The sequence below is a fragment of the Paenibacillus prosopidis genome, from assembly GCF_003337375.1.
Classification (GTDB): domain Bacteria; phylum Bacillota; class Bacilli; order Paenibacillales; family Paenibacillaceae; genus Pristimantibacillus; species Pristimantibacillus prosopidis.
Map to the genome: position 1 here is coordinate 245,735 of NZ_QPJD01000002.1, position 26,985 is coordinate 272,719.

At 48.1% G+C, this 26,985-nt stretch carries 28 protein-coding genes; 6 read left to right on the top strand and 22 right to left on the bottom strand.

The genetic code is table 11. The features are described from left to right. Positions 1-41: 41 nt before the first annotated feature. The 5 genes from proC to DFP97_RS03385 all read left to right on the top strand — a co-directional run bounded on the left by proC (position 42) and on the right by DFP97_RS03385 (position 4,615). Complete coding sequence (proC, locus tag DFP97_RS03365; protein WP_114378557.1) at positions 42-911, top strand: pyrroline-5-carboxylate reductase; 870 nt, start codon at positions 42-44, stop codon at positions 909-911. Continuing rightward, positions 908-2,137: a 2,3-diketo-5-methylthiopentyl-1-phosphate enolase gene (locus DFP97_RS03370; RefSeq protein ID WP_114378558.1), complete on the top strand. Its 1,230-nt coding sequence runs from the start codon at positions 908-910 to the stop codon at positions 2,135-2,137. The genes proC and DFP97_RS03370 overlap by 4 nt, the downstream gene beginning before the upstream one ends. After that, positions 2,138-2,821, top strand: a complete 684-nt coding sequence (locus DFP97_RS03375; protein WP_114378559.1) for a 2-hydroxy-3-keto-5-methylthiopentenyl-1-phosphate phosphatase — start codon at positions 2,138-2,140, stop codon at positions 2,819-2,821. Then, positions 2,818-3,471 (top strand): methylthioribulose 1-phosphate dehydratase, encoded by a 654-nt coding sequence (gene mtnB / locus DFP97_RS03380; protein ID WP_114378560.1) that lies wholly within the window; start codon positions 2,818-2,820, stop codon positions 3,469-3,471. Before DFP97_RS03375 ends, mtnB begins: the two co-directional genes overlap by 4 nt. Positions 3,472-3,604: 133 nt before the next feature. Next, positions 3,605-4,615, top strand: coding sequence for a MerR family transcriptional regulator (locus tag DFP97_RS03385; RefSeq protein ID WP_114378561.1), 1,011 nt, complete (start codon positions 3,605-3,607; stop codon positions 4,613-4,615). A gap of 266 nt (positions 4,616-4,881) precedes the next feature. Here the strand turns inward: DFP97_RS03385 and DFP97_RS03390 are convergent, their stop codons facing one another. From DFP97_RS03390 to DFP97_RS03490, 21 genes are all read right to left on the bottom strand, one after another. After that, positions 4,882-5,562: a DnaD domain protein gene (locus DFP97_RS03390; RefSeq protein WP_245975885.1), complete on the bottom strand. Its 681-nt coding sequence runs from the start codon at positions 5,560-5,562 to the stop codon at positions 4,882-4,884. Positions 5,563-5,589: 27 nt separating this feature from the next. Then, positions 5,590-6,801, bottom strand: coding sequence for an acetate/propionate family kinase (locus tag DFP97_RS03395; RefSeq protein WP_114378562.1), 1,212 nt, complete (start codon positions 6,799-6,801; stop codon positions 5,590-5,592). Then, entirely contained in the window at positions 6,801-7,673 is an 873-nt protein-coding gene (locus tag DFP97_RS03400; RefSeq protein ID WP_114378563.1) for a 3-hydroxyacyl-CoA dehydrogenase family protein, read from the bottom strand. Before DFP97_RS03400 ends, DFP97_RS03395 begins: the two co-directional genes overlap by 1 nt. Before the next feature lie 152 nt (positions 7,674-7,825). After that, positions 7,826-9,319: an AAA family ATPase gene (locus DFP97_RS03405; RefSeq protein WP_114378564.1), complete on the bottom strand. Its 1,494-nt coding sequence runs from the start codon at positions 9,317-9,319 to the stop codon at positions 7,826-7,828. Further along, complete coding sequence (locus DFP97_RS03410) at positions 9,312-9,851, bottom strand: hypothetical protein (protein ID WP_114378565.1); 540 nt, start codon at positions 9,849-9,851, stop codon at positions 9,312-9,314. The genes DFP97_RS03405 and DFP97_RS03410 overlap by 8 nt, the downstream gene beginning before the upstream one ends. 113 nt (positions 9,852-9,964) lie before the next feature. After that, the gene (locus DFP97_RS03415; protein ID WP_147275015.1) at positions 9,965-10,489 is read right to left on the bottom strand and encodes a DUF5590 domain-containing protein; all 525 of its coding nucleotides are present in this window, start codon (positions 10,487-10,489) and stop codon (positions 9,965-9,967) included. A 5-nt stretch (positions 10,490-10,494) separates the two neighbouring features. Beyond that, complete coding sequence (locus DFP97_RS03420; RefSeq protein ID WP_114378567.1) at positions 10,495-11,796, bottom strand: amidohydrolase; 1,302 nt, start codon at positions 11,794-11,796, stop codon at positions 10,495-10,497. Then, on the bottom strand, positions 11,777-12,433 hold the full coding sequence (locus DFP97_RS03425) for a redox-sensing transcriptional repressor Rex (protein ID WP_114378568.1): 657 nt from the start codon (positions 12,431-12,433) through the stop codon (positions 11,777-11,779). Before DFP97_RS03425 ends, DFP97_RS03420 begins: the two co-directional genes overlap by 20 nt. Beyond that, positions 12,430-15,333 carry an ATP-dependent DNA helicase DinG gene (gene dinG, locus DFP97_RS03430; protein ID WP_114378569.1) on the bottom strand — a complete coding sequence of 968 codons (2,904 nt, stop codon included), beginning with the start codon at positions 15,331-15,333 and terminating at the stop codon, positions 12,430-12,432. The genes DFP97_RS03425 and dinG overlap by 4 nt, the downstream gene beginning before the upstream one ends. Before the next feature lie 16 nt (positions 15,334-15,349). Further along, positions 15,350-16,051 (bottom strand): tetratricopeptide repeat protein, encoded by a 702-nt coding sequence (locus DFP97_RS03435; protein WP_114378570.1) that lies wholly within the window; start codon positions 16,049-16,051, stop codon positions 15,350-15,352. 122 nt (positions 16,052-16,173) lie between these two features. Continuing rightward, positions 16,174-16,557 carry an aspartate 1-decarboxylase gene (gene panD / locus DFP97_RS03440; protein WP_114378571.1) on the bottom strand — a complete coding sequence of 128 codons (384 nt, stop codon included), beginning with the start codon at positions 16,555-16,557 and terminating at the stop codon, positions 16,174-16,176. Next, positions 16,484-17,434 carry a pantoate--beta-alanine ligase gene (gene panC / locus DFP97_RS03445; RefSeq protein WP_114378572.1) on the bottom strand — a complete coding sequence of 317 codons (951 nt, stop codon included), beginning with the start codon at positions 17,432-17,434 and terminating at the stop codon, positions 16,484-16,486. Before panC ends, panD begins: the two co-directional genes overlap by 74 nt. Next, positions 17,431-18,312, bottom strand: coding sequence for a 3-methyl-2-oxobutanoate hydroxymethyltransferase (gene panB, locus DFP97_RS03450; protein WP_425453493.1), 882 nt, complete (start codon positions 18,310-18,312; stop codon positions 17,431-17,433). Before panB ends, panC begins: the two co-directional genes overlap by 4 nt. Before the next feature lie 293 nt (positions 18,313-18,605). After that, positions 18,606-19,580: a biotin--[acetyl-CoA-carboxylase] ligase gene (locus DFP97_RS03455; RefSeq protein WP_114378573.1), complete on the bottom strand. Its 975-nt coding sequence runs from the start codon at positions 19,578-19,580 to the stop codon at positions 18,606-18,608. Next, positions 19,573-20,871 carry a CCA tRNA nucleotidyltransferase gene (locus DFP97_RS03460; RefSeq protein ID WP_181873344.1) on the bottom strand — a complete coding sequence of 433 codons (1,299 nt, stop codon included), beginning with the start codon at positions 20,869-20,871 and terminating at the stop codon, positions 19,573-19,575. The genes DFP97_RS03455 and DFP97_RS03460 overlap by 8 nt, the downstream gene beginning before the upstream one ends. Positions 20,872-20,899: 28 nt before the next feature. Continuing rightward, positions 20,900-22,066, bottom strand: a complete 1,167-nt coding sequence (bshA, locus tag DFP97_RS03465; protein ID WP_181873345.1) for an N-acetyl-alpha-D-glucosaminyl L-malate synthase BshA — start codon at positions 22,064-22,066, stop codon at positions 20,900-20,902. Positions 22,067-22,130: 64 nt separating this feature from the next. Then, the gene (gene bshB1, locus DFP97_RS03470) at positions 22,131-22,829 is read right to left on the bottom strand and encodes a bacillithiol biosynthesis deacetylase BshB1 (protein WP_114378576.1); all 699 of its coding nucleotides are present in this window, start codon (positions 22,827-22,829) and stop codon (positions 22,131-22,133) included. Further along, the gene (locus tag DFP97_RS03475; RefSeq protein WP_114378577.1) at positions 22,826-23,248 is read right to left on the bottom strand and encodes a methylglyoxal synthase; all 423 of its coding nucleotides are present in this window, start codon (positions 23,246-23,248) and stop codon (positions 22,826-22,828) included. The genes bshB1 and DFP97_RS03475 overlap by 4 nt, the downstream gene beginning before the upstream one ends. A gap of 30 nt (positions 23,249-23,278) precedes the next feature. After that, positions 23,279-24,085 (bottom strand): 4-hydroxy-tetrahydrodipicolinate reductase, encoded by an 807-nt coding sequence (gene dapB, locus DFP97_RS03480; protein WP_281270930.1) that lies wholly within the window; start codon positions 24,083-24,085, stop codon positions 23,279-23,281. A gap of 5 nt (positions 24,086-24,090) precedes the next feature. Next, entirely contained in the window at positions 24,091-24,636 is a 546-nt protein-coding gene (locus tag DFP97_RS03485) for a tetratricopeptide repeat protein (protein WP_181873346.1), read from the bottom strand. 54 nt (positions 24,637-24,690) lie between these two features. Next, the gene (locus tag DFP97_RS03490; protein WP_114378580.1) at positions 24,691-25,026 is read right to left on the bottom strand and encodes a nucleotide pyrophosphohydrolase; all 336 of its coding nucleotides are present in this window, start codon (positions 25,024-25,026) and stop codon (positions 24,691-24,693) included. A 184-nt stretch (positions 25,027-25,210) separates the two neighbouring features. On the opposite strand from DFP97_RS03490, the gene DFP97_RS03495 reads away from it, so the two are divergent. Next, positions 25,211-26,074, top strand: coding sequence for a YitT family protein (locus DFP97_RS03495; protein ID WP_114378581.1), 864 nt, complete (start codon positions 25,211-25,213; stop codon positions 26,072-26,074). A gap of 3 nt (positions 26,075-26,077) precedes the next feature. Here the strand turns inward: DFP97_RS03495 and DFP97_RS03500 are convergent, their stop codons facing one another. Beyond that, the gene (locus DFP97_RS03500; protein WP_181873347.1) at positions 26,078-26,947 is read right to left on the bottom strand and encodes a sporulation protein YpjB; all 870 of its coding nucleotides are present in this window, start codon (positions 26,945-26,947) and stop codon (positions 26,078-26,080) included. Positions 26,948-26,985 lie beyond the last annotated feature (38 nt).

Sequence of the window (26,985 nt, forward strand, 5' to 3'; positions counted from 1 at the left end):
AAAGCCCGGAAACCTATTATATATTTTGGAGGAATCCTGCCATGTCCTTATTAACGCAAACCGGCATTGCCTCGCTTCAATTATGCTTTTACGGCGCAGGCTCGATGGCTGAGGCGATCGTAAGAGGTCTGATTAATGAAAAGTTAGTCGAACCGAAACGTATTTCCATGCTCAATCGTCAAAATGAAGAGCGGCTTGCCGAGCTTCATGAAAAATACGGCATTCAAACGATCGTACAAGGCTCAAGCAACGAATCTTACTTACGTGAAGCCGATATTATCTTTTTGGCGATGAAACCGAAGGATGCTGCAGAAGCTTTGACCGCAATCAAGCCTTTTATTTCACCTAAACAGCTCATTATCTCCGTTATAGCAGGATTGTCGATCAGCTCGATCGAGCAGCTTCTGGGCGGGCAGATTCCTGTCGTACGGACGATGCCTAATACCTCGAGCACGATCGGTCTTGGCGCAACCGGCATCAGCTATTCCGATGTAGTCACTCCGCAGCAAAGATTGCTTACCGAAGCGGTTTTTAATTCCGTCGGTATTAATGCTATCGTGGACGAACCGCTTCAGCAAGCTGTGACGGGCGTATCCGGCAGCGGCCCCGCTTACGTTTATTATTTTATGGAAGCCATGATGGAAGCTGCAGGACAGCTCGGCTTACCCCCGGAAGCTGCGAAGGAGCTTGTCGTGCAAACCGTGCTCGGTGCAGCTGAAATGGTGCGCGCCACAGGCGAAGAGCCTTCCGAGCTGCGCCGCAAAGTAACATCGCCTAACGGAACGACGCAAGCCGCGCTCGAAATAATGGCTGAGAACCTTTTCTCCGAGACAATTATTAAAGCCGTCCATCGCTCAGCAGAACGTGCAGGTGAGCTGGGAGCTGCTATTGAAAGGAGCATTTCGGAATGAACGGAGTATGTATTGCGACTTACCGGTCGTATGATGATAAGGCCGATTTTAACAAAAAAGCTCTTTCAATCGCGGTCGGATTAACGGTTGGCAGCTGGACAGAGCTTCCCGAAGCACAAAAGGCTGAGATGGAAAAGCATCTCGGCAAAGTGGTATCCGTTAACGTTCACGAACCTGCTGGCGCAGCTCCTGGTGAGCGCTATGCTGATATTCAAATTGCCTATCCAGATATAAACTTTAGCCGCGACCTGCCTGCCCTGCTCGTCACTGTATTCGGAAAGCTATCGATGGACGGCCGTATCAAGCTTATGGACCTCGACGTTTCTGATACATTCGTCTCTGCTTTTCCCGGACCGAAATTCGGACTGAACGGCGTTCGTGACCTGCTTGGCGTCCATGACCGGCCGCTGCTAATGAGCATTTTCAAATCGGTAGTCGGTCATGATCTTGCTAATTTGCAGGAACAATTTTACAAGCAGGCTTTGGGCGGAGTCGATCTGATCAAAGACGATGAAATCTTGTTTGAAAACCCCCTCACACCGCTCGAGAAACGGGTTGAGGCGTGTATGGATGCTGCCCGCCGGGCACAAGCGGAGACGGGTCAAAAGCTGCTGTATGCCGTTAATTTGACCGGCCCAACGTCGCAGTTGGCTGCAAATGCCCGCAAAGCCATTGACGCAGGCGCTAACGCTCTCTTGTTTAACGTGCTTGCATACGGCTATGACGTTCTGCACGAATTAAGCAGCGACAAATCCATCAATGTGCCTATAGCTGCTCATCCTGCCATGGCTGGCGCAATGTATCCATCGCAACACTACGGAATAAGCGCTTCGTTATTGTTGGGCAAGCTGATGCGTCTCGCCGGTGCCGATCTTGTGCTCTTCCCTTCGCCTTACGGCTCAGTCGTTATGCCCAGGGAAGAAAACTTAGCGGTTAAAGATGCTCTGCTTGCGCCGATGCATGGTCTGCAAACAAGCTTCCCCGTTCCTTCCGCAGGTATCCACCCGGGACTTGTACCGCTTATTTTGAAAGACTTCGGAACGGACGTTGTCGTCAATGCCGGCGGCGGCATCCACGGTCATCCGATGGGAACGGCTGCGGGCGGTCAAGCGTTCCGTCAAGCGATTACAGCTGCTTTAAACGGAGTACCGCTGCGCGCTGCTGCCGCACAAACGGGCAATGAACCGCTTCAAGCAGCAATTGATGCTTGGGGGATTAAAGAATAAATGACGGACAATCATACAGCTAAGAAACGCATCGTGTTTTGTGATTTTGACGGGACGATTACGGTCAACGACAACATCATAGCCATTATTAAACACTTTAACCCGGATGGCTGGGAGAAGATTGCCGAGCAAACCATTTCACAGGAGCTCACGATCAAGGATGGCGTCGGGCAATTGTTCCGCCTCCTCCCTGCTTCGATGCAGAAGGAGGTCGTTGATTTCAGCATTTCCAATGCCCGAATTCGCGATGGCTTCGCATCATTTCTGACCTACTGCAAAGAACAGCAAATCGAGTTTTACGTAACGAGCGGCGGCATCGATTTCTTCGTATATCCGATTCTCGAACCGTATGGCATACCCAGTGACCATATCTATTGCAACGGAAGCGACTTCAGCGGCGGCCGAATTGAAATTTTGTGGCCGAATCCATGCGATGAGCATTGCAGCAACGATTGCGGCATGTGCAAAACGACGATTATGCGCCGCTTCCCGGCTGATCAATACGAGCGGATTATTATCGGCGACAGCGTAACGGATTTCGAAGGAGCAAAGCTCGCCGATCTTGTATTCTCGCGTTCCCACTTGACCGTGAAATGCCAAGAGCTCGGATTGCCGCATCATGAATATGAAACATTCCACGATATTATCCAATATATGGATGCCGAAAGGGAGACTGCGAAATGAGCTTTCAAAAAATCGCATTAGAGGATAAGCAGCGGGCTTTATCTGAGCTGCGCGACGTGAAGGAGCTGTTTGCCTCGCGCGGCTTGTTCCCGGGAACAAGCGGCAATCTATCCATACGCGTTGGCGATTACAAGCCGGATGAGTTCCAATTCGCCATTACTGCCAGCGGCAAAGATAAAACGGTTCATACACCGGAGGACTATTTGTTCGTTGACCAAGACGGCAAGCCATGCGAGACCACCCGGCTTAAGCCATCCGCGGAAACGCTCATCCATTGTGAAATATACAAGCTAACCGGGGCAGGCGCTATTTTCCATGTGCACACTGTATTTAATAGCGTCATTTCCGAATATTTCTGGGACCGCAAGTCAGTGCCCGTCGACGGTGTCGAGTTGATCAAAGGCTTTAATATTTGGGAAGAAGAGGCGCATATCGATATTCCGATCGTATCGAATTTCGCCCATATCCCTTCTATCGTTCCTGAGATCACTGAGCGAATCGTCCAAAACATTCCCGGCATACTGCTGCGCAAGCACGGGATATACGCTTGGGGTGCCAATGCATTTGAAGCGAAGCGTCATTTGGAGGCATTCGAATTTATTTTCGAATATGTATACCGGTTGGAAATGCTGACTCGCGGCACTCGTTAAATAAGTTACATGCTAAAAAAGAGCAGTCCAAAACGCGCACCTTTCGTTTTAGACTGCTCTTTGTTATATACAGGAAAGGACTTGACTTTGACGTAACGTTAAAGTTCAAAATGGCAGGAGGAGGGGATCCGTCATGAAGGTGCATGAGGCAGCAAAGCTGCTTGGAGTAACACCGAGATCGCTGCGGTTTTACGAAGAAAAAGGGCTTATTAAGCCGCATAAGGAAGCAGTTAACGGATACCGGACCTATTCCGATGATGATCTCCTGCGGTTGCGCTGGATTGTAACGCTGCGAGAGCTGGGAATGCCCGTCTCCGCTATAATCGAAGCTTTAAATTCGATGGATGAGCCGGAAGCATTCATTTGCAAGATAGACGGTGCCCGCGCATCGTTGTATGAAGAATGGGTTTCCGCTACCGAAGCTCTTCAAGCACTCGACGAGACCTTATTGGCATGGCAGCAAGGAGGCTCTGCTCAGCTTGTGCATGCCGAACAGACCGCCGAACGAATTAGACAAAATCGAAAGCTTCGTTCGTCGTGGAGCGATCAGTGGAATTATAACGAGATTGCTTTGCGATATGGACAAGACGCCCCGCAAGCTACCTTGGAAGGGGAGTTAACCGCTCAGCAATACGAGCAGGCGCTTGGGCGCACAGTTGAATGGCTTGATCCCCGACCGGGTGAGCCAGGCTTGGAGCTTGGAGCAGGCAGCGGAAACTTGTCGGTCCTTCTCGCTGCCGCCGGAGTAAAGCTGACAGTCATTGAGCAATCGACCGAGATGCTATCCATCTTGCGCAACCGGTTGCCTCTTGTCGACGCAAAGCAAGGCAATTTGCTTACTCTCCCGCTAACCTCCCAATCGTACTCCTTTATCGGATGTACCTTTGCCATGCATCATTTAAACCATTCACAGCAATTACTCGCTCTCGAAGAAATGGATCGTGTACTTATGCCTGGCGGACGTATCGTCATTACCGGATTAATGTCCGAGCAGGAGCCGGAACAATCGGTTAAGCATGAACTGCCGCTTGTAACCACTTCTTCACTTCCTGAGCTTGTTCATAGCCTTGAAGACAACGGATATTCTGTCGTAACAGAAAGTCTGTGGGGGAATACTTGCATACTCTGTGCAATCAAACCATAGTAGACGCGTCGAAACTCCCTAACCCTTGAGGCCTGTTTTTGCTACCATTTGGCTCAAATCTTTTATGCTGTCTGAGACTAATATTTGATGTGAGGGCGGGACGTACGGACACAGAATCCGTTATTAAAGAAAAAAAGAGTATAAAATTGGTATAGGTGGACAGAGGATCCGTTATTCTCAGAAAAACGCTTGAATAAGGGGCATGAACCCCGTCCCTTAAAGGATGTCGCATCCCGTATTTCAAAAAAAAGGCCAAGCCTCTCGGCCTAGCCTCTTCCTCCCCGAAACTTTTGCGCATGAGCGCGCGCTTCGTCCGCATTTGTTACCCGGTTACGGCTCCATTCGATTAGGATCCGGTCAATATACCGCAAGCTTAGCTTACCGGCAAATACCGCTTCTTTGAGCGCGAAACGAATGATTTCGTCGGTGTAACGGTCCTGATCGAGCCAACCGGTAATCGTCTCGCATTCCATAGGTGACAATAATCGACCGAACTCTTGCTCGAACACGCTGAACAGGTCAGCTGACGAAGCAGAGTGGTTCCTCATCGGCTGGCGCTCAGCCTTCCGAGTTTCCCGCTTCTGCTCAGCGGTCAGCTGCGCCGCCTTTAGCAGCCATCCGTTCCAGTTATACCGCTCAGATTGCTTGCCTGAACCACTGTCAACATACTCGTCAATCGTTAGAAACTCATCCTTCATTAATCGGCCAAGCATTTGGCCGACCTCCCGGACTGAAATTCCCATCCGATCGGCAAGCTCCTCCGGCGTAGGAAAATCATTCAAATCCGCTTCCATGTAAACCATGATTTGCAGCAGCAGCATCGCTTCCGTATCCGACAATTCAAGCTGGCGGTAAGTGCGAAGAAGCATAGCGGACACATGCACACCGCCCTCCTGCAGCGCAGCTGCCATCCCGTGCGAATACGCCTTCCAAATCTCGTTGTTCACTGCCTGCTGCCTCCCTATATGATCCAATTACGATGTCTTGGATTTTTTGACAAGATTATAAGTATCTCTCGCAATCAATAGCTCCTCGTTCGTTGGGACAACGAGCACTTTCACTCGGGAGCTGATCTTCGAAATTTCCCGCACGTCCTTCCGTCGTTCCTCATTCCGTTCTTCGTCAAGGTCAATGCCGAGAAAGGTTATTCCCTCGCACACCGCTTTTCGCAAGGCAACGGAATTTTCACCGACGCCTGCTGTAAACACAAGCGTATCGAGACCGTTCATCGCCGCTGCATAAGCGCCGATATATTTTTTCAAACGGTACGTGTACATGTCAAAAGCAAGCTTCGCATTCTTGTCGCCTTCGTGCATCGCTTCGGTGACCTCTCGCATATCGCTGCTAATGCCGGATACGGCAAGCATGCCGCTATGTTTGTTAAGCATAGAATTAACTTCATTTAAAGTCAATTCTTCTTTGTTCATGACAAAAGGAACGATAGCCGGATCCAGATCGCCGCTTCTCGTGCCCATCATCAGCCCCTCGAGCGGAGTCATTCCCATGCTGGTGTCAAACGATTTGCCGCCTAAAATAGCCGCGCAGCTCGCACCGTTGCCGATGTGGCATGTTATCATTTTGAGCGATTCAATCGGCTTCTCCAAATAATCGGCAGCTTGTCCGCTAACATAGGAATGAGAAGTGCCGTGAAAGCCGTATCTGCGAATTTTGTGGCGGCGGTAAAGTACAGTCGGTATAGGATACAAATAGGACGTGTTTGGCATAGTCTGATGGAAGGCCGTATCGAATACGACCGCCTGCGGCACATCCGGCATGTTCGTTTCTACCGCGGTGATCCCCATCATATGTGCAGGGTTATGAAGAGGCGCAAGATCGAAGAGCCTGCGGATTTCCAGTTTGACCTCCTGCGTAACGAGAACGGAGCTGCTGAACGCCTCTCCTCCATGCACAACCCGATGACCGACCGCTTCAATTTCATTCATATGAGTTAAAGCGCCATGCTCCGGATGAGTAAGCATCTCGGCAACACGCTTAACCGCCGTTACATGGTCTAAAATTTCACTGACTTGGCGAACCTCCGGCTTATCTGCCGGCTCGTGCGTGACAATGGAGGAATCCATTCCGATACGCTCAACACGGCCGCTCGCAAGCACCGATTCGTCCCGCATATCGTAAAGCTGATATTTTAAAGAAGAGCTTCCGGCATTGATGACAAGTACTTTCATTAGATTCTGTCTCCATCCTTATCGTATTTAAAAAATCCGATTCCGGATTTGGCGCCAAGATGTCCGGCACGCACCATTTTTTTCAGTACGATCGATGGACGGTATTTCAGTTCGCCGTATTCGCGGAACATACGGTCAAGCGCGGCTAGCACCGAATCCAAACCGAAGCGGTCACACATTTCGAAAGGTCCATGCTGGAAGGAGTAGCCGATTCGCATGGCATTATCAATATCTTCTGCAGATGCAACCCCCTCCTCTAATACGTGCAGCGCTTCATTGATGAATAAGCAAATGAGGCGAGTCGTGACGAATCCGGGAGATTCAAATACCATAACGCCTTTTTTGTTAATAACCTCTTCAACAAAATGCTTCGTTTTTGCAAACGTATCCTCGGACGTTTTCAATCCCCGTACAATTTCAACCAAGTCGATCTTGAACACCGGATATATAAAATGCATGCCGATTACGCGGTCCGGATACTGCGTTACACTCGCTAGCTCCGTCAAGCTGAGCGTTGACGTATTGCTTGCCAAAATAACATCCGCTCCGCAAATGCGGTCGATTTCTTCAAATATAGCCTTTTTGCTATCCAAGTCTTCTGTTATCGTCTCGATAACAAGCTCGCAATCAGTAAGTTCCTCGTAGCTGAGCGTCGGCTCGATGCGGTTCATGATGAGCTTTTTCTCCGCCATCGTGATCGCCCATTTCTCGATTTGCTTATCCAAACTAATTTCAATCATTTGCTTTCCGTATGCAAGACGTTCGTCAGAGCGCTCGACAATAATAACATCCAATCCTTTGGAAGCAAGCATTTCCGCTATGCCCTGTCCCATCGTTCCGACTCCGACAACGCCGACCTTTTTTATGTTCAATGTAAATAACTCCTTCTAGGTGGGGAGAATGCGTCTTATAACCTAATGAGAAACATTCTCTGATGATGTGGTTCAATCTTATTATAACGAATTTCATCAAAAAAAGAAGGCGGACAGACGCTCCGCCTTCAAATTGTAATATTGTAAACGTTTTATGCAGCTGAATACCGATCTAATAGGATCCGGAATTCATTTCCGCTTAACGTTTCCTCACGAAGCAGCGTATGCAAGGAATGTGTAAACACTTCACGCTTCTCCTCGAGCAACGATTTTGTTCTGATCATCAGTTCATCCAAAATCGTACGGTTGATGCGTGCCCAAGCCTCCGGTGTCATCATCGAGGAATCTATAATACCTAGCTCGGTCAAGCCCGATTCAACGAGCGTCTTCACAATGCTTATCGATTGCTCAAAGTCGCCGCGCGAGCCCGTGCTGCGGTTACCATAGAAGATTTCCTCCGCGGCTGCCCCTCCCAGAGCAATCATTATTTGACCATGCAGAAATGATGTTGTATACAAATAACGATCCTGCTGCGGATTATGGCGGACGTACCCGAGTGCCTGTCCGCGAGGGGATAAAGCTACCTGCGATACGCTGCCCGGCCGGATTAGCTCTGCTGTAATGGCATGTCCAAGCTCGTGCAAAGCAACACGCTCCCGCTCTTCCTTCGTTCCTTCCCGGTCCGTTTTCTCGCCCATCATTACTTTATCAATCGCCATGGATAGATGCTTCTCTTCAATGGTCCCGCTATTCTCGCGCATCGCATATATGGCAGCTTCATTCATGACGCTTTCAAGCTGAGCCCCGGAGAAACCGAATGATTCTGCGGCAATACGCTCCATATCAACGCTGTCGCTGATTGGCTTATTTTTTGCATGAATATTCAAGATATGCAGCCTGCCCTTTTTATCAGGCAAATCGACGCCGATATGCCGGTCAAAGCGTCCCGGACGAAGCAGTGCGCTATCCAGCATTTCCTTACGGTTCGTTGCCGCAATCAATAATATGCGCGGTGATTCGTTAGCGTGAATACCGTCCATTTCAGTCAACAACTGATTCAACGTTTGATCGTATTCCCGCTGCTGACCGCCATCCCGCTTACCTCCGATAACCTCAATCTCATCGATAAAGATAACCGCATTGCTCTTTCCAGCTTTATTCGCTTTCGTTCTCGCTTCTTTAAACAAATCACGTACCCGGCCAGCTCCGACGCCCACATACATTTCTACGAACTCACTGCCTGAAGCAGTCAAATAGATGGAATCCGTATAATGTGCGGCCGCTTTTGCCAGCAGTGTCTTCCCCGTTCCGGGAGGACCATACAGCAATATCCCCTTCAATGGACGTATGCCAAGCTTCGCGATCTCTTCTTGCCGAACAAGAAAATCCAGCGCCTCTACAAGCTCCTGCTTGGCCCGCTCCTGCCCTCCGATTTGATCGAATGAAAATGGAGCCGCTTTTGTTGCGGGAAGCCGCTTTCGGCTAGGCAGTGCCGTCAACTTCCCTTTGCTTCGCATCGAATAGAAAACTGCGAATCCTAATATGCCAAAAAACAGGATTGGCAGCACATTTTCTCCTATAAATATTAAAAATAGAATAAGGACAGGAACAAATCCAATGGCGATCTCTAATGCATATTTACGCATTCGACCACACCTCCAACTGCACAGGTGTGCGTGGAAGCACGACATATTTGGCAGACAACGAATCTTTAATCGTTATATACACATTTGTTTCATCCATCTCTGTCAACACGGTAACATCTTCATAAGCCTTAGCTGCTTCGTTCATCGCATTTGGGATATCTGAATAAGACTTTTTCTCCATTGCTTCCGCAACCTTAAACAAAGAGGCATACCATAGCTCATCAAGCTGCTTGCTTGGATTCGATTTAATTTCAAGCTCAAGCTTACGGTCACCAAATACATCCTTACCATTTGCTGCAATCGTTTCATATATCGTTCTAACATTTGCGTCAGTTGATAATTCTAACTCAACCGTTACTTGCTCGCTGTTCATTATTGGCTTCTTCGCTGAAACCACGCCTTCTATTTCCTTTACAGCTTCCTCTAAAGGGGCTGCAACGGCCACTTGATTGTATATAGCCCATCCACCGAAAAATATAGAAGCTGACACAGCAGCTGTAATGATAACGGGTATTATACGCGGTCTCATCATAATCAAATTACCCCTTCCCTAGCTTGTATGTCTTTCCGTATATCAATTACGCTATACGAAAGTATATCATATTTTGCTGTAAGAAAGGCTGTGTAAAAATAGGAAACGGAGCCTCAAGGCTCCGTTTTGGCAGGCAGCCGGTAGACACTAATGAGTGTACCGCTGTCAAATGTATAAAATTCATAAAAATAATGGGACGGCCCTTGACCGATCGAATAAAAAATTTCCCAGACCGGCTCACCGTCCAGCAGACCCGGCTGAATTCGCTTCACCACAGCATCCGGTTTGGAGGCTGTAAAGGAATCCTTTACCGATCGGGAAGAAACGCTGTCGGAAGCTTTAATGATTTCAGGCTGCTTATCCTCGGTTATCCATACGAATACCTCGTTAGCTTCTTCATCAATTCCTTCTACGATCCAGCTCTCCGTATTCCATACATGCTTATAGATGTTCTCAACCTCGACAAGATTTGCAGCAGCAGCAGCTTTTGCCTTAGCATCGCTTATAGCCGACCATTGCGGCATTTGAATGTCACGGAAATAAATGAAGAACACCGTAATGAAAAGCAGCAAGGCAGCTGCACTAACGAACAGCCAGCGCTGCAGCGTCATGAACGGCGGGCGTTTCTTGGCAATCAATCGCATTAGGCTTGCAACAAGCGGTCGAAGCTCGCTTGCGCCTCGTAACGAATTTTTTCTTCGTCCAGCAATGTGCACTCACCGTTCCGGACAACTTGACGTCCGTCAACCCACACATGCTTCACGTCGCGGCCAGAACCGGAGTATACGAGATGCGAGACGATGTCTGTCTTAGGATAGAAGTGTGGCTGCTCGATATCAATCGCAATAAAATCAGCCTTCTTCCCTTCCTGTAGGCTTCCGATATCCTCTTGCTGCCAGATAGCACGCGCTCCGTACACGGTTCCCATCTTTAAGGCTTCCAGTGCCGGTACTGCGGTAGGGTCGCCGGACACGCCTTTATGAAGCAATGCGGCAAAACGAATTTCTTCGAACAAATCTAAATTGTTGTTGCTCGCGACGCTGTCTGTGCCAAGAGACACAGTTACGCCGGCCCGGAGCAGCTCCGGAACGCGGGCAATCCCGCTTGCCAGCTTGAGGTTGCTAACAGGATTATGGGATACAGAAACTCCTTTTGCTGCAAGCAGGCCAATTTCCGTATCGTTTAGGTGAACGGCGTGCGCCACCAAAGCCGGCCGCGAGAAGAAGCCGAGACGATCCAAATGCTCGACTGGACGAAGGCCGTAGTCGCGGACGTTTTGTTCGACTTCCGTAATCGTTTCCGACATATGCGTATGAAGCGGTAAGTTATAATCATGCGCAGCTTGAACAAATCTCTCAATATAATCTGGCGGACAGGTATATGGAGCATGCGGCGATATCATCGTCGTAATGCGGCCGTCTGCTTTTCCGTTCCAATCCCGCGCGAATGCAATGGCTTCAGCTAGCTTCGCATCCTGCACATCTGCAGGGCAAAGACCAATTACACCGCGTGTCAAGCAACCGCGCATGCCCGACTGCTCGACCATTAGCGCAACCTGGTCCATCCGGTCATACATATCAACAAAAGAAGTCGTACCGCTGCGCAGCATTTCCACAATAGCAAGAGCACTGCCCGCGCGCGTATCCTGATCGACATATTTGCCTTCCATCGGCCACATCTTCTCCTCCAGCCACACCTGAAGGTTCTGATCATCCGAATAGCCGCGAAGCAAGCTCATAGCAGCATGACCGTGCGTGTTAATAAGCCCCGGCAAGAACGCTAATTTGCTGCCGTCCATTTTTTGCACGCCCTCGGCAAGCTGCTGCGGCGCTTCTGTTCCTAGGTAAGTAATGCGGTCATCCGTTACGACCATATGTCCTTTAAACGTTGGCTGAGCATCATCCATTGTAATAAACAAACCGTTTTCAATCCAAATCTGACTCATCCTGCGCGTCTCCTTCTCTTCCTAAATAATAGGCTAAACTTAGCAATTCCTTCGTGAAATCCGCATTATGAATCCGAACCTCCTCGGGAACTCTCAAAATGGCAGGAGCAAAGTTTAATATTCCCTCGATACCCGCTTCAATAAATTGATTCGCGACATTTTGCGCTTCAAAAGCAGGAACTGTTATAATACCGATTCGAATTTTTTGCTCCTCAACCGTTTTTACAAGTTCACTCATAGGCAATACCCGTAAGTTATTAATGCTGGAACCGATTTTGCCGGGATGAACATCGAAGACTGCTGTAATCTGCATGTTATCCTTGGAGTACTTATTATAGTTACATAAAGCATGACCCAAATTGCCCGCTCCGACTAATGCGACCTTAATCGTTTGATCGACCTTTAATATTTGACGGATTTTTTCGATCAAATAGACGACGTCATAACCAATTCCCTTGCGACCGAATTCACCAAAATAAGCAAGGTCCTTCCGTATTTGTGCCGGATTCAAATCAAGCTTGACGCCCAGCTCTTGAGATGACACCGTTTGAATTTCCCGGAGATGCATCTCGTTTAATACTTGGAGATAAATAGGCAGCCGCCTGACGACAGCTTCCGAAATTTTCGCTTGCTTCATCGCTTCTCCTCCTCCGAACTTGGAGCAGCTTGAACCCCCATCGGCTCCTCTTGCTTGGCTTCCAGCCATTCCCTCATCCTCGGTACCATTTGATCCGTGTGCATGGTTTCGATTTTAGGACCCGGCAGTGAGTACAAGAAATGTTTACCGTAATACGTATCGATTACTCTTGTATCATATATGATTACGATTCCTTTGTCTTGAGCGGTCCGCACAAGGCGTCCGAAGCCTTGCTTAAAGCGGATAACCGCTTGCGGAATCGATAGCTTCATAAAAGGATTTTGTTTTAAGCGCTGCAGCATTTCAGCCTTCGCTTCCGCGAGCGGATGGTTCGGAGGTTGAAACGGGAGCCTTACAATAGCTAAGCATATCAATGCTTCGCCAGGAATATCAACACCTTCCCAGAAGCTGCTTGTACCAAGCAGTACCGATTCAGGCGTCTGGCGGAACCGCCTGGTCAGCTTTGTCCGGTTACTGCTGTCAATGCCTTGACCAAGTACCCCGATTCCTGCTTCGCTAAGCTGATCCTTCAGCGGTTCATACACTTGTTTGAGCATACGATAGGACGTAAACAACACCAGCATTCTGCCCTTTGTTTCTTTTGCCGAATCGGCAAGCGACTTCACTAACATCTCCAGATAAGCGGTATCTACGGATGCTCCTTTTAATACAGGAAAGTTCCGTGGAATAACGACGAGCGCCTGCTCCCGGTAATTGAAAGGTGAAGGAAGCTGTACCGTTTTCAGTCTGCCTTGCTCCTCATAACCGTTCAAACCGAGCTGCTCTTCTGCATATTGAAATGATTTTTGCACGGACAAAGTGGCTGACGTCAGCACAATGCTCTCTTTCACATCGAAAAAATGCTTTTGCAGCTGGGCGCTCACATCAACCGGCATGCCATATAATTGCACGGACCGGTAACGATATATGCTGCTCGCTTCAATCCAAAAAACGGAATCGGCCAGCTCTAATTTGATAAATGTGCGCAGCTCATCCTTTACACGCGTTAAATCGCGAACTGCACCGTTCAGATCGGTAATAATGGCTTGCACGGCTGAATCATCGATTCGGTCTTTAATATCGGTTACCATTTTATCAACAGTACGTACGACTCGGTTAAGCTCGGTATGTACATTTGCTTCAACGGTCACCGCATCCTCCCAGCCCGCTGGCAGTAAATTATTTTTCAAGCGGCATACCGCTTGACCGTTATCGGTCTGACCGTCTGAGGATGTGGAAGTAAAGCTGTAGAACATCTCAAACAGCTTATCCCAATGTTCTTTGACCTCCTGGAAAATAGGAATGACCGTATCGATCGTTTCGATCCAAGCTGTCTGATGGTCATTATCCTCATGCAGCAGCTTTTGCCGCAGCGCGGGAAGCAAGCCTGAACGATTATCCTTGAATAATCGTAAAACAGCTTGAGTTAAAGAAAAATAATTGATTTGCATCCCAAGATGCTTGCCTGCCACCTCTTCAACATGATGCGCCTCATCTATAACGAGATGTGTGTAGGAGGGCAGCAAACGGTGATCAGCCTGGATATCGGTAAACAACATCGAATGATTTGTAATGCAAACGTCGGCGATATTCGCTTCATGCTTCGCGCGGTGATAATAGCATCGTTTGAACCAAGGGCATGCGCGGTTCAAGCAGGAATCCGCGTCACTCTCTACAGTTGACCAGAAATCGGCGCCTTTGTTGCCGAAATTAAGCTCCTCCTGATCTCCGGTTTCCGTCTCGCCAAGCCATACGACCATTTGAGCGGCTGTGACTGTGTCTTCAATCGGCGATACGAGATCCTTTGTATTCACTTTCCCTTCAAATTTACGCAAACACAAGTAGTTGCCGCGGCCCTTGAAGATGGAAGCTTTAAAATCAAAAGGAAGCACCTCTTCCAAAAGCGGCAAATCACGTTGTCTGAGCTGCTCCTGCAAGTTAATGGTATGGGTGCTCACAACTACTTTTTTACCGTTTTGGATACTATAATATAATGCGGGTATTAAGTAACCTAGCGATTTCCCTGTTCCCGTCCCTGCCTCAATAAGCAAATGCTTATTGCTGTTAAGCGCGCTGTATACCTCTTGGAACATTGCAGCTTGTGCTTCCCGCTCTTCGTAATTTTCGAACTTCTGCTCAAATCGCTGCTTCACATCGGCTAAATAGCTGTCGAAGGCCACGTCTTTTAAAGGCTCTTCAGTGCCGCTGCCGCTGCGGGGCGGCTGCTCATCCGTCCATTCCCTCGCCTTTAAAGCAAACTGATTAAAGTAATCAAACTCATTCGATTCGAATACGGTATGAAATTCCATCTTCTGCTGTGTCAGCTTAATAAACCAACTAAGATCACTGCCGTCATCAATAAGCGCGGATAGCCGCTGCAATGTGAGCAGCGGCATTTTGCGAAGCTTTTTCACTGTTTCGATAAATAATAAAGCGGTAGCCATTGCATCGCTGTCGGCACGATGATGCTGGTCATGCGTTATGCCGAATAGCTCTGAAACAGCACCGAGCTGATACGTAGTAATGGTTGGATATAAAATGCGTAATAATTCAATGGTATCCAGCCTGCGGCCTGCAAACATGTGGTAGCCTGAGCGGTCAAGCGCTTGATTAAGAAAACCAGCGTCGAACCCGACATTATGAGCGACGAGCACTGCGTCATCAAGCTGCGGAATAAGCTTGACAAGTACTTCGTTAAGCTCCGGAGCTTCCGCTACCACCGTATCATCAATGCCCGTCAATTGAGTTATGAAAGCCGGTATTGGTATATTAGGCCGAACAAAGGAGCTAAACGTATCGATAATTTCAAGCTCATCCGAAACGATGACCAGCCCGACCTGCAAAATGTCATCCTCCGAGCCGTGTCCCGTCGTTTCTAAGTCCAATACTGCAAATTTCATTTATTCCCCGATCCTCTCACAAACAGCACAGCTCCGTGCTTCCGAAATATAACGATAATTGCTGGGGCGTTTCTTGGCATGATTTCAAATTATTAAGCGGATCCTTGAAGCTCGGACAGGCATCATGCGCCTTCTTGAATAATTTCTCTGCTTGCGCCAAGTTCATGTGCACCGCTTGAATGCACCCTAGCGCATTATAGCCCATTGCCAGCCATTTGGGAAAGTCCGTTAGTGCAATCAACAGTTGAAAATGCCGCTGTGCCTCGTTCCAATTTTGCAAATGCATGTGAGTCATGCCCAAAAACAGCCGGGCCAAATTACATTCAGGCGTTTGTACGATCACCGATTGAAATTGCACGGCTGCCTGAGAAAACATAAATAACTTATAATAGCCTTGTCCTTTGGAAATAATCGGCGCAGCCTCATTTGGAATTTCTAAATCGGCCGCATTGCAGGTCTGAGTTGCTTTCACAGGAAATTTCTGCACATGTTCTTCAGTCGAAGTTGTTTGGTTTGATTCAAGTACAATTAGCTTTTCCTTAAAATCAGCGAATTTCTCCTCGAACTCCAGCCATTGTTCAATGAACGTATCACTCATTTTTTTCAGCTCGTTCATTTGCTTCACATATTCCTGCTTTTCCTGTTCGCCTGCATCTTGATACTGTTCAATAATTTGATCAAGCATTTGATTCATGGATGAAAACATATGCTGAAACATACCGCATCCCGCCTTCGCCAAAGAATTAAGGAGTGTTATGTTCATTTTTTGTTTCCGGACGGCTTTTCATACGGCGTACCAGTCGTTACATAACACAGGGACTCTCGTCACTGATCAAGCACTTACAGGATTGTCGCGTGAAGCTCCTCCGATAATAACTGTAAAGGACGGTTGTTCTGATCTAAAATGGTAACGATCGGCTTGTGTTCCCTAGCTTCATCATCCGTCATCATCGCATACGAAATAATAATGACCTGATCACCCGGCTGCACTTGTCTTGCTGCTGCTCCATTTAAGCAAATAACGCCTGACCCGCGTTCACCGGTAATGACATAGGTCTCAAAACGGGCACCGTTGTTATTGTTTACGATTTGTACCTTTTCATTTTCCCATATATTAGCCGCATCCATCAAATTCTCATCGATGGTAATGCTACCGACATAGTTCAGGTTCGCTTCCGTAACGGTTGCCCGGTGAAGCTTGGACTTCATCATCGTTCTGAACATGTTCACTCACCTCCATCGCATCCAATAAGCGATTATCAATTAATCGAGTAGCACCGAATTTAACGGCTAATGCCAATATTAACGGTTGTTTTAGGTTTTGCAGAAGTGCGACCGGTTCCGGTGCCTGGAGGCTGGGATAATACAGCAATTCCGCATAATCGATTACCGCTTCGCTTGCTTTATCAATGTTGACCTTTACCTTAGCTAGCAGACGCTCTACGGTCATCTCAGGCTCATTTGCCCACTTCATGGCTTGCTGCAGCGTTTTTGACAATACAACCGCCTGCAGCCGATGCTCGGCGCTCAAATACACATTACGGGAGCTTAATGCAAGACCATCGGGTTCTCTAACAATCGGACAAGGTACGATTTCAACAGGCATATTCAAATCATTAACCATTTGCTGAATTACCGCAACCTGCTGCGCATCCTTCATTCCAAAATAGGCCCGGTTAGGCTGGATGAGATGAAACAGCTTGCTAACGACCGTACCTACCCCATCAAAATGACCGGGCCTTGAAGCGCCGCACAGCCGATCTGTGAGTTGATTAACTATAACGGAGGTAAGCGGTTTTTCCGGATACATTTCTTGAACGGAAGGTATAAATACAAGATCAGTCCCGCACTCTTCGGCAATCGCCACATCACGCTTCTCATCCCGGGGGTAACGATCCAGATCCTCATGCGGGCCAAACTGCAGCGGATTGACGAAAATGCTGAGCACCGTTACATCATTATCCGCTTTTGATTTGCGCAGCAAGCTCGCATGCCCTTCGTGAAGATAACCCATCGTCGGCACAAAGCCTATCTGTTTACCGTCTTTGCGAAGATCGGATAGCTGCTGCTTAAGCTCTGCTTTCGTTCGACAGATGTTCATGTAAGCTGAACCCCCTTCTGAGGCTTGGAGCTATCCTGTGTTTTCGTTTCTTTGTCATTCCCGCTTTGCTCAGAACCTCCGTATAGCGATTGAACTGCTGCAGGCTGGGCGGCGAACACATGCTCCTCCTCCGGGAAAGCACCTGTTTTCACATCTTCCACATAGGATTGGATGGCATTTCTTATCGTTGTGCCGATATCCGCGTAAGACTTCACGAATTTCTTCTCAAAATATGGAGATGAATATTGCAAAATGTCATGATAGACAAGCACTTGGCCGTCACAGCCGCGTCCAGCTCCAATTCCGATAACCGGAATCGTTATAGCATCACTGATCAATGTAGCTAGAGGCTCGGTCACAAGCTCCAGCACGATGCTGAAAGCACCCGCTTCTTCCAGCGCTTTCGCGTCGTTGATTAATCGCTCAGCATCTTTATCGAGCTTGCCCTGCACCTTATAGCCGCCAAGCTGATGGACAGATTGCGGCGTCAAACCAATATGTCCCATTACCGGTATGCCTGCTTTGACAAGCGCTGCTACATCCGAAGCAATGTCCGCTCCGCCTTCGAGCTTCACTGCTTGAGCGCCGCCCTCTTGCATGATTTTCGCAGCGTTGCGCAGCGTTGATTCACGTCCGATGCCGTAGGTCATAAATGGCATATCAGCAACGATGAACGTATGCTGGGCTCCTCTTGCAACCGCTCTTGTATGATAAACGATATCGTCGATCGTTACCGGAATCGTCGTATCATAACCCAACACGACATTTCCGAGCGAATCGCCGACAAGAATAACGTCAATGCCTGCCTCTTCAGCGAGCTTAGCTGAAGGATAATCATAAGCTGTCAAAACGGAAATCGCATTGCGGTCCTGCTTCATCTTCTTCAAATTCGTAATCGTCAGTCGTTTCCTCACCAGCTTCATCCCCTTTTCAATGATAGGATAAACACAAAAAAACCTTTTAGCCGCTGCTAAAAAGGTCCCCAAACTGAAAAGGAAACGATTGCTTGTCGTGCTTCCTTCTGTCTCGGTCCCTACGGCTCAGAGCAGAGTGTGCATTTCCAACCATTTGCAATGTGTCATTCATTCTTCAACAGTGCAGCTTCTAAGAATACCGCCTGTTAGCTTTAGTTTAGCAAATTTACTGCATTCCGTAAACGGATTCAAGCTCCCTATAACGGTTCGCCCATTTCCGCAGAGAAAACGGGCTTTACGGAGCCGTCTTCAAGCTGAATTCGTATAGCCCCGGTTTCGTCCAGGCCGATTGGCACCCCGACAATGTCGCCTTGCGGCGTAATAAGGCGCGCCGGTTTACCGAGCGATACCGATAACGCCTCCCATAATGTGACGATAGGACTAAAGCCTTGCTCTTGGTAGAGGAAATAAAGCTGTTCCCACTCCTGCAGAAAATCTGTTATGACATCGATGCGCTCTAATTTCTTTCCGCCCGCAATTCGAAGCGAAGTAGCTTTCTCAAGCAATTCCACGGGATAATCATCTTCCTCGAGATTAACGCTTATTCCGATGCCTGCAATAACAAACGTAAGCCGTTCATCCTCTGCCGCCGATTCGAGCAGAATTCCGCTTATTTTTTTGCCTTCAATAAGCAAATCATTCGGCCATTTGATTCCGATTGGCAATGCCGTGATCCTTTTTAAGCTTCTGCATAGCGCAACGGCAGTCAATAATGTAAGCTGCGGAGCAAAATAAATCGGCAAGGACGGACGCAGCACCATGCTCATCCATACGCCTTTACCGCGGGGCGATACCCATCCGCGTCCCATCCGCCCTCGTCCGTTCAGCTGCTGCTCTGCAATGACTAACGTTCCTTCAGGAGCCCCTTCTTCCGCTGCTGCCCGTGCAATATTTTGCGTCGACTCTACCGAGTCAAACAATTGCACCTCCTTGCCGAATACGTTAGATTTCATTCGGCTAGCAAGCTCAGCTGCAGATAAGTTGTCGGGTATACTTATAAGCCGGTATCCAAGACGTCTAGACGCCTCAAACCGGTAGCCTGCTGCCTCAAGCTTCTTAATTTGCTTCCAGATCGCTGTGCGGCTCACACCCAGCTCCTGACTAATGCTCTCACCGGATACATATTGACCCGGTTGAAGCTCAAACAATTGCAGCAAAGAAGTATTATTCATGATTGTTATCCTCTTCATCCCATTTAATGGCTTGCTCAATCAGCTGCATCCGTTTATTGGGCAGCCCGCCGCTCGCAGTCATAAGCAGCAGCTTGTTTAACCATTCGCTTACCCAAGGACCTGCCGGACGCTTCACATGCGCTGTTAGATCGTTTCCGCACACGTCAAGCTGCTTGAGCGAAGAAATCGGCATCTTGTTCAGCCAATCGGCTAAACGCGTTAGAAGGTCAGCTGGAAGGGTCTGCTGCGGCTCGCTAATCGTCCGTGCGACTTCCAGCCACTCGATCGCCGAGCGCTCGCCATAACGGATTATGGCACTTATCCAGCTAAGATGGAGCTTGCGCTCGTCCGTTTCTTCTGCATGCATTAATATTTCCTTATGTATGGCAACAATCGCTGTAATCGATTTAATTCTATTGTTGGAAAACCGCAGCACGCGAAGCATATGCAGAACGGCTTCCAAGCTCATATTTGTACCAATCGCTATCGCAGCCCAGCGCAAATCAACAGACTTTAGCTGATTTAGCCTTGAGAACAGCATTACTGGATTTTTAGATCGATAATTTCCCTTAAGTAACCGCTCTGTCTCCTCCAGAAAAGGTTCCTTCAGATAAAGCAGCAGACCGCTATCCGCTACAAAATGCAGCCCCCTTTGCGGTGCTTCTCCAGCCAGCATTTTATCGAGCTCCGCCTGTACGCGTTCCATCGCAATGTATTTCATGAGCCCGCGATGGCGAATTAGAGCTTTCCATGTCTGAAGAGCCGGAGAGAGCTGATATACGCCAATGAATCGTATGGCCCGCAGCATCCGCAGCGCATCTTCTTGAAAACGCGAATCCGCATCGCCTACGCATCGGATCGTTCCCCGCTTCAAGTCACGGAGACCGCCAAAGGGATCAAGAAGCTCTCCCTTATCGGTAAGAGCCATCGCGTTCATTGTAAAGTCCCGGCGAAGCAGATCACCTTCCAGATCCGTAATGTAGAGCACGCTTTCCGGCTTGCGGTGCGCCTCATACACTGATTCCTGTCTGAAGGTCGTCACTTCATAGCTCACACTGTCGTGTATTACAGTAATCGTTCCATGCTGCAAGCCCGTCGGAATACAGCGCTCAAACAGCTTAAGCACTTGCTCCGGACGGGCTGAGGTAGCGATATCGACATCTTTAACCGGTAAGCCTAGAACGGTATCCCGAACTGAGCCGCCGACAAAAACGGCTTCATAATGATGCTCCTGAAGCCGCCTTACGATCGGCAAAGCCGCAATAATTGAAACCGGCAACGATAGTCTCAAGCCGTACACCATCCTTCGCAGCAGCGAATTAATTATCGCTGCACACAGCTACCGGCAAATTCGCTTCAATACCAAGTACACGATAATAAATTTGCTCATACTGCGTTGTTATAAGATCGTTACAAAATTCATTTCTTGCTCTGAATATACATGCTTGCTTGAATTGCTCGTGCAGCTTCTCATCGAGCAGCAGCCGCTCTGCATTTTTGGCCATATCTTCGACATCGCCGATCGGAGACAGAAAGCCGGTCTCTCCATGCGTAATCAGCTCAGGAATACCCCCTGCATCCGATCCAATAGTCGGAACGCCGCATGCCATCGCTTCCAGCGCAACGAGTCCGAAGCTTTCTTTCTCCGATGGAAGCAGCAGCAGGTCTGCCATTGAAATCACTTGAGCAACGTCCTCCTGCTTACCGAGGAAACTAACGCGATCCTCTAGTCCTAGTTGACGAATTTTGCATTGTATTTTCGAAAGCTCCGGCCCTTCCCCTACAAGCAGCAGCTTAGAAGGCACTTTCTCAGAAACACGCGCAAAAATATCAATAACATCACCGACACGCTTTACAGGACGGAAATTAGATATGTGCATTAAAATTTTCTCGTGAGGGGCAGCATAATCCGAACGTAAAGATGCCGCTTCACGGGGATAATAAACGCGCTTGTCGACAAAATTGTAGGTTAAATCAATAGGTGTCGTAATATCGAGAAGCTGTCTCGTTTCATTAATCAAATCGTTTGATACCGCCGTTACAGCATCGCTCTGATGGATGGCTAATCGAATTAAGTCCTTCAGAGACTCATCCTGCGCAAGTACTGTAATATCGGTCCCATGCAAGGTTGTAACCGTCTTAAAACCGTTTCCGTTCATTTGCTTTGCTAAATAGGCGCAAACAGCATGCGGCACTGCATAATGTACATGAAGAAGATCAAGCTGCTGCATTTTAGCGACTTGTGCCATTTTACTAGCTAAAGCTAAATCATAAGGAGGGTAGCGGAAAACATAATAATCGTTTACTTCGACCTCATGAAAAAAAATATTTTTTCTAAAATGTCCTAGACGGAATGGAATGCTGTGCGTAATAAAATGAATTTCATGACCGCGTTCCGCCAGCAATTTACCTAATTCGGTAGCAACGACGCCTGATCCGCCTAAAGTGGGATAACAGGTTATCCCAATCTTTAATTTTCTCGCCACTATTGTCGCACCTCCTGTATTCATCACATTTAACTATTGTATTCAACAAGAGCTGTACGATTTGTCAAAATAATTGTACGGCATGAGGGCGCTTTAAAGCAAAGCCCTCCGCATACATCCAGCCGCGTGCTTGTCCCAGCAGTGCGTCGCGCGCCTCCACTCGTTCTATATAACGATTTGTAAGCGGCGTCGCTACGCGGTCAGCGTCTGCTGAAGCTGAATCGAACTGTGAACGGTAAGCCGACAGCGCATCGCGTTTCGTCTTATAATGATCGCTGACATCAACGACAAGCGATACTTGATCCACATCATTTATATAATAATAAATAAGCTGGTCGACCTGAACGGCCGGCAGCTCCGGCATATATCTGCGCAGCTTGGCGTTAAACACCGCTTCTTCAATTAATCTGCTGCAAGCCACATGGTCAGGATGGCGGTCTACCCAGTAGGGAGCAAACACAACACGGGGCTTAAACCTGCGGATTTCAGCAACAATCCGCTCAATTTGAATCCGAGTCGGTTCTAAACCCCGATCCGGCAGACCAAGATTTGTACGGGCGCTTAGACCAAGTACCGCCGAAGCGTCAGCAGCTTCCTGCTTGCGCAGCTCCACGGTACCGTTAGAAGACATTTCCGCTTCCGTCAAATCACATACACCTACGCGAGAACCGGCTTGTACATGCTTCGCTATTGTCCCGCCCATTCCAATTTCCGCGTCATCCGCATGCGCTCCAAAAACGAGAATATCAAGAGAGACTGTCATTCCGCCGTACCTGGTTTATATTTGTGAACGAGCTCCCGCCAAGCAAAGTCGCCGCGTTCCAGCGCCTTTACAAGCAGCTCGGCCGAAGCTACGTTTGTCGCTACAGGAATTCCTTGTACATCGCATAGCCGAAGCAAAGCGATAATATCCGGTTCATGCGGCTGTGCCATTAAAGGGTCGCGCAAAAAGATTATTAAATCCATTTCATTTTGCGCAACCAATGCGCCGATTTGCTGATCCCCGCCAAGCGGCCCTGACATAAAGCGATGAATCGATAAATTGGTTTGCTCCATAATCCGGGTACCTGTCGTACCGGTGGAATACAGCTTGTGGGGTACAAATACATGCTCATAAGCGATAACAAAATTAACGATTTCCTCTTTCTTGCGATCATGCGCAATAAAAGCAATATTTAACATGCCGTTCCCCTCTCCCGCTGTCGAATGAGACTAATCCATAATATGTTCAAAGCCATAAATCAAGCCGCTGTAAGTCATAACCTTTTTAACAGCTACATTTACGCCCGGCATATACCCGGCGCGGTCGTAGGAGTCGTGACGAATTTTGAGCGTTTGCCCGTAGCCGCCAAACACAACCTCCTGCTGCGCGAATACACCTGGCAATCTTACGCTATGTATACGGAATCCATTGTAGTAGCCGCCGCGAGCGCCTTCTATTACTTCTTCCTCTTTAGGATTCCCTTGACGCAGCTCTTGGCGAACCTGTGAGATAAGCTCAGCTGTTTTGATGGAAGTCCCTGATGGCGCGTCCAGCTTCTGATCACCGTGATATTCAATTATTTCGACATGCGGTAAATATTTCGATGCTTCAGCCGCAAATTTCATCATCAAAATAGCTCCGATAGAAAAGTTAGGTGCGATCAGTCCGCCGATCCCCTTGTCCTGACACAGCTCGTCCAACTCTTCGATTTGTTCAGGTGTAAAACCCGTTGTCCCGATTACCGGACGGACACCATACATAATAGATGACTTTGTATTGCTGTATGCAGCGGCTGGCACAGTGAAATCGACCAATACATCCGCCTCTGCCCCGTTTAACGCTTCATCAAGCGTTGCGCTGACCGTCACGCCTGTATTTGTTTTACCGGCAAACAGGCCGGCGTCAATAGGACCTGCTGAGGGATCGACAGCAGCTACCAGCTGAAGCGCCTCGTCCTCCAGCACCATTTTAACAACTTCGCGCCCCATTCTTCCGCCTGCGCCTGTTACTGCCACTCTAATTTTTTCTGTCGACACGCTAATCACCTGTTCCTTTTTCTTTTTCGTACATTTATCCGTACGCGATGCATACGCCGTTTCCGGTTAACATCGGCAAATAGCCTCCGCGCTGCCGAATGGCCTGGATCAAGCCGCATCGCTTCCCGTGCGTTAGCTGCAGCCTCATCGAGCCGGTCCAGTGAAGCATATACAACACCGAGCGTATAAAACGCTTCAAAGCTTAGCGGATCTAATACGGTTACTCTGTTTAGAAGTTCTGCAGCTTCCTCTAGCTTCGACGGCTCGGCCGCAAGCAGAAGATCGGCTTCTGCAAGGAGCAGCCTTGCTTCAACGGTTTGTAAATGATATTGATATTCGGCATGCTCCGGATCCAGTCTTAGAGCTTCCTCCGCATATAGCTTTGCTTTCGTCCACTTGCTGCTTCGTGCGCATGATACGGCACACTTATGATAATATGATGCATTTTCCGGTTCTGCGGCAATGGCTTGCTCGAACCAATATATGGCTTGCTCGAAATCGCTGTTAAAAATGAATTCGTAAGCTTTCTTTATGCATCTTTCCCCATCCATACGCCCATCCTCCTTGTACACAGGTTGATGGTACAGCATATGTAGGGAGCTTGTTTACAGTTCGGTCATTTTCTTCGTCCACCGATTCGCGTCGCGGGTGGCAAACTTGTGCATCACTTTATTGTGAGCTTCCGTTAAATCAATATTGAGCGAATTAGCAAAGCAAGAAAGGATAAACAAAATATCACCGAGCTCCATTTCGACGGAATTTTCCGCTTCATCGGCCTTTTTCGGCTTTTCTCCATAAAAATGATTGACTTCCCGGGCGAGCTCTCCTACTTCCTCTGACATTCTGGCCATAAGAGCAAGCGGACTAAAGTAACCTTCTTTAAATTGAGAAATATAATCGTCTACTTCTCGCTGTATATCTGACAACGATTTATCTGACATAGGTACAGTTCCTTTCTGTCAATAGCTATACATTACTATGTTAACGTAAACGCCCAATTAAAATCAATGTTTTTCGAAAGTCACAATTGAGCCATACTACACGTGAACAGGTATATGCTATACTGCCTGTACATTTGCTGTCGAAGCTAGTTTCATTTCACCAAACTTAGAGGAGTGCTTCTGGATGACAAATACGCTGCAACAATTACGCATTATTATACCGATTTTAATCGGTACTGCTATATATGCTTTCGGATTGCACTATTTCGTCCTTCCCAATCAATTAATGGAGGGCGGTGTCACAGGAATAGCTGTACTGCTTAATTATGCGGCCGGTTGGCCCCTCTCGATTTCAACCTTGCTGTTAAATATACCTTTATTTTTTTTAGGCTGGAAAGCGCTTGGCCGCGGGCAAATGATTTATACACTGGTCGGCGTTGTATCCCTATCATGCTTCCTCGCACTTATGGAACAGCTTATACGACTTGAATGGCTGGTTCCATTCCAAAGCACAAACGACTATATGTTGGCTGCATTATATGCTGGTGTAACTTTAGGAACCGGACTAGGCGTCGTTTTCCGGTTTGGCGGCACGACAGGCGGAGTAGATATCGTTGCCCGTATTTTGACCCGCTCAAAGGGCATTAGCATGGGACAAATTATTTTGACGCTGGATGCGGTTATAATCGGAGTTTCCATCATTTACATTTCGGTCGAAAAGGTGCTATATACACTCGTTACCGTCTTTATCGCTTCTAAGCTGATTGACTTCATTCAGGACGGTGCCTATGCGGCAAAAGCATTTTCCATCATAACCGAGCAAGGCAGTGTCATGTCTAAGCAAATTACGATTGAATTGGATCGCGGTGTCACGCTAATTCCAGCAAAGGGTGCTTTCTCCGGACAACAAAAAGAGGTCGTCTATTGCGTCGTCCAACGGCAGGAAATTCGCCGTTTAAAAACGATCGTCCGCAAGATCGACCCCCGTGCATTTATCGTAATAAATGAAGTGCATGACGTTTTTGGTGAAGGCTTTAAGGAAGAATAGCTTTTAAGGAAGCGGCTTGACGCCGAAAGGATTATTTTTGTACTTACGCCAGCCTGAATAGGTGAGAACAGCCGAAATGATGGCCCCCAGGAAGAACGTCCAGCTCAGCGGGTTGGATGTTGCTAAGGGAGCGACAGCAGGCATGACCTCCGCCCGTCCGCTATGATCAAACATTTTTACAATTGCAGTATTCAAAGCCTTTAAGGAATGATTTATCATTACCTCGTTTAAAGGACTCGACTTTTTCGTTTCTAATAACTGGTTTGTGTAACGTATCCGTTCATTCAACTCAGCGCCATGCATGCTGCCGTAAATCATGCTAATTGCAGGCTCAATACGCTCGGCATGCTCCTGTAAGCTGTTCATTGTTGCGCGGGCCGCTATTGCCCCGTCTCCGGTTTGGCGCTTCCATGCCTTCTCCACGCGTGACAGATCGTCCAGCATGATACTTTCATATTGAAGCCATAGAGCATGCTCTGGACGAACAAGGGCATCCGTCGCAAGTCTTATGCGTGCTGCTTCCTTCAACCATCCCGAGCTGGTTTCGCTGCTTCTAATTGTTTGCTCAATCGCCCTCGCATCTTGTTCAATGGCAGCCCAGCCTTCCATTTTACCGGATTTACCTTTTAGCTCCCCTTTAATCATTCGTTCCAGCTGCTGCACGTGAAGAAAACCCGCCTGACGGTTATCTGTATTCGCTGCCTCATATAAGGCGTTCGCCGTCTCATCCAGACGGGTAAGCTGTTTATACGGACTAGTCGAAAGAATGGATATATATGGACTTAAAGCAGCTGAATCGCCCCAGACTGCGCCAGCCGAACCGATCGTCATGACGATACATATGACGAATGGAACAATAAATCGTACCTTCATGGACATCCCCCCATAGATCACTCTATGAGGGGATGTCC

What these genes read in the sequence shown, in the direction of transcription:
- DFP97_RS03500 (WP_181873347.1), bottom strand. Translation starts at nt 26,947, where the DNA reads ATGAAGGTACGATTTATTGTTCCATTCGTCATATGTATCGTCATGACG.
- panB (WP_425453493.1), bottom strand. Translation starts at nt 18,312, where the DNA reads ATGAAGCAGGACCGCAATGCGATTTCCGTTTTGACAGCTTATGATTAT.
- DFP97_RS03435 (WP_114378570.1), bottom strand. Translation starts at nt 16,051, where the DNA reads ATGTTTCAGCATATGTTTTCATCCATGAATCAAATGCTTGATCAAATT.
- DFP97_RS03455 (WP_114378573.1), bottom strand. Translation starts at nt 19,580, where the DNA reads ATGAATAATACTTCTTTGCTGCAATTGTTTGAGCTTCAACCGGGTCAA.
- DFP97_RS03420 (WP_114378567.1), bottom strand. Translation starts at nt 11,796, where the DNA reads ATGAGTCAGATTTGGATTGAAAACGGTTTGTTTATTACAATGGATGAT.
- bshB1 (WP_114378576.1), bottom strand. Translation starts at nt 22,829, where the DNA reads ATGACAGTCTCTCTTGATATTCTCGTTTTTGGAGCGCATGCGGATGAC.
- mtnB (WP_114378560.1), top strand. Translation starts at nt 2,818, where the DNA reads ATGAGCTTTCAAAAAATCGCATTAGAGGATAAGCAGCGGGCTTTATCT.
- DFP97_RS03385 (WP_114378561.1), top strand. Translation starts at nt 3,605, where the DNA reads ATGAAGGTGCATGAGGCAGCAAAGCTGCTTGGAGTAACACCGAGATCG.
- dinG (WP_114378569.1), bottom strand. Translation starts at nt 15,333, where the DNA reads ATGAAATTTGCAGTATTGGACTTAGAAACGACGGGACACGGCTCGGAG.
- DFP97_RS03490 (WP_114378580.1), bottom strand. Translation starts at nt 25,026, where the DNA reads ATGTCAGATAAATCGTTGTCAGATATACAGCGAGAAGTAGACGATTAT.
- DFP97_RS03375 (WP_114378559.1), top strand. Translation starts at nt 2,138, where the DNA reads ATGACGGACAATCATACAGCTAAGAAACGCATCGTGTTTTGTGATTTT.
- DFP97_RS03370 (WP_114378558.1), top strand. Translation starts at nt 908, where the DNA reads ATGAACGGAGTATGTATTGCGACTTACCGGTCGTATGATGATAAGGCC.
- DFP97_RS03475 (WP_114378577.1), bottom strand. Translation starts at nt 23,248, where the DNA reads ATGTTAAATATTGCTTTTATTGCGCATGATCGCAAGAAAGAGGAAATC.
- panC (WP_114378572.1), bottom strand. Translation starts at nt 17,434, where the DNA reads ATGAACATCTGTCGAACGAAAGCAGAGCTTAAGCAGCAGCTATCCGAT.
- DFP97_RS03405 (WP_114378564.1), bottom strand. Translation starts at nt 9,319, where the DNA reads ATGCGTAAATATGCATTAGAGATCGCCATTGGATTTGTTCCTGTCCTT.
- DFP97_RS03485 (WP_181873346.1), bottom strand. Translation starts at nt 24,636, where the DNA reads ATGGATGGGGAAAGATGCATAAAGAAAGCTTACGAATTCATTTTTAAC.
- DFP97_RS03410 (WP_114378565.1), bottom strand. Translation starts at nt 9,851, where the DNA reads ATGATGAGACCGCGTATAATACCCGTTATCATTACAGCTGCTGTGTCA.
- DFP97_RS03395 (WP_114378562.1), bottom strand. Translation starts at nt 6,801, where the DNA reads ATGAAAGTACTTGTCATCAATGCCGGAAGCTCTTCTTTAAAATATCAG.
- DFP97_RS03495 (WP_114378581.1), top strand. Translation starts at nt 25,211, where the DNA reads ATGACAAATACGCTGCAACAATTACGCATTATTATACCGATTTTAATC.
- panD (WP_114378571.1), bottom strand. Translation starts at nt 16,557, where the DNA reads ATGTTCAGAACGATGATGAAGTCCAAGCTTCACCGGGCAACCGTTACG.
- DFP97_RS03425 (WP_114378568.1), bottom strand. Translation starts at nt 12,433, where the DNA reads ATGAAGCAAGCGAAAATTTCGGAAGCTGTCGTCAGGCGGCTGCCTATT.
- proC (WP_114378557.1), top strand. Translation starts at nt 42, where the DNA reads ATGTCCTTATTAACGCAAACCGGCATTGCCTCGCTTCAATTATGCTTT.